Source organism: Microcystis sp. M53603_WE2, assembly GCF_030065435.1.
This window is the reverse complement of the sequence record NZ_JASJFF010000723.1, coordinates 1-1,199: the sequence shown is the minus strand read 5'-3', so window position 1 is coordinate 1,199 and position 1,199 is coordinate 1. Positions and strand designations below refer to the sequence as shown.

The 1,199-nt window shown below is 39.9% G+C and carries 2 protein-coding genes; both read right to left on the bottom strand.

Annotated elements, in window-relative coordinates; all coding sequences use genetic code 11:
* Positions 1–393: 393 nt before the first annotated feature.
* Positions 394–900, bottom strand: coding sequence for a cofilin family protein (locus tag PX481_RS15555; RefSeq protein WP_052276720.1), 507 nt, complete (start codon positions 898–900; stop codon positions 394–396).
* A 93-nt stretch (positions 901–993) separates the two neighbouring features.
* Entirely contained in the window at positions 994–1,167 is a 174-nt protein-coding gene (locus tag PX481_RS15550; RefSeq protein ID WP_288024769.1) for a hypothetical protein, read from the bottom strand.
* Positions 1,168–1,199 lie beyond the last annotated feature (32 nt).

Here is a 1,199-nt window from a genome sequence, read left to right as displayed (position 1 = left end):
GTGTACCAAGCGATGTACTACAAGAAGGATAATGCAAGGTTTTTGAAAGTCCCAATCCTATTTTCTTGCACTAACATCGGACTTTAACAGGTCAAAAGCCTTATTTTAAAAGGGTTTTACCATTATTCAGCCAGCCCTAAGTAATACTAAATTTTGTTACAAAATCTAGCTTTTTCGGGTAAGCTGTTGACTATCTAGGGCTGACTGACCATCCTTTGCAATCAGCGTTCTACCCTAAGAGAGATGCGATCGCTCTTACCCCTGCCCCAAAAGCGATCGCCATGCCCAAAAAATTGCTCATTCCAAAAATGATCGCCCCCTGCATTCCTATCCCAAGCAATGACAATTTTAAAGTTTAATCAACAAGATAACAGCGATCGCACTTACCCTAACCTACGGGCGTTCTAAAACAAGATCCAAACCGACTTTGTATGAAAGATCCTCCTTGCAATTTGCCTGAATCTTAAGCGAAAAACCTGGACAGCCTTTTTCCACGACTTGTTTGGAAGATGTGATAGCCATTTTAGTCTTTGCTGGGCCATTGTCATCTACATAAGTGTAAAACACAAGTTTACTGGGATGACCGTTTCCCTTGTCATATCGAAATATGTAAAATGCATATCCACTACCTTTCTCGATCAAATGACTAACCATGTGATCAAATGCAGGATGCTCCTTATCCCCGAATCTAGGGTCTTCAGATGAAGTACCAATCGGTGGACACAAATCAGGAACGATGTTGACTCCATCCAACTTCATAGTCAGAAAATCATGCGTTGGTTTATTAGCATTACCTTTAAACTCATTGAAGATAGCCACGCAGTCAGGGTGAAGTTTTACGACACTAATGGACATCTTATTCTCTTTTTTCAGTAGGTTAGCTTTTTCTTGAGATACCAAAATAGTTGTTACTCAAGTCCAGTAAGCTAGTGTACAGGAAATTTCCGTAATAGTCAACCCCTAGAGGACAAAAAGCAGAAAGTTTCCGTATATTCACCCCGTAGAAAAGGATATCCAGAAACATTCCGTGTATTTTCCAACGATGGATAAAAATATTCGGTTCTTCGTTACTTGGTATGGTTCGATAGGGGGGCATAAATCGACTAAATCCTTATCTGGTAAGAGACTTAATTGATTAGTTGGCTCTAGAGCAAAAACAATTGACAAAAATCGCTAAGTGCCTTTCTCTATAAGGGTTC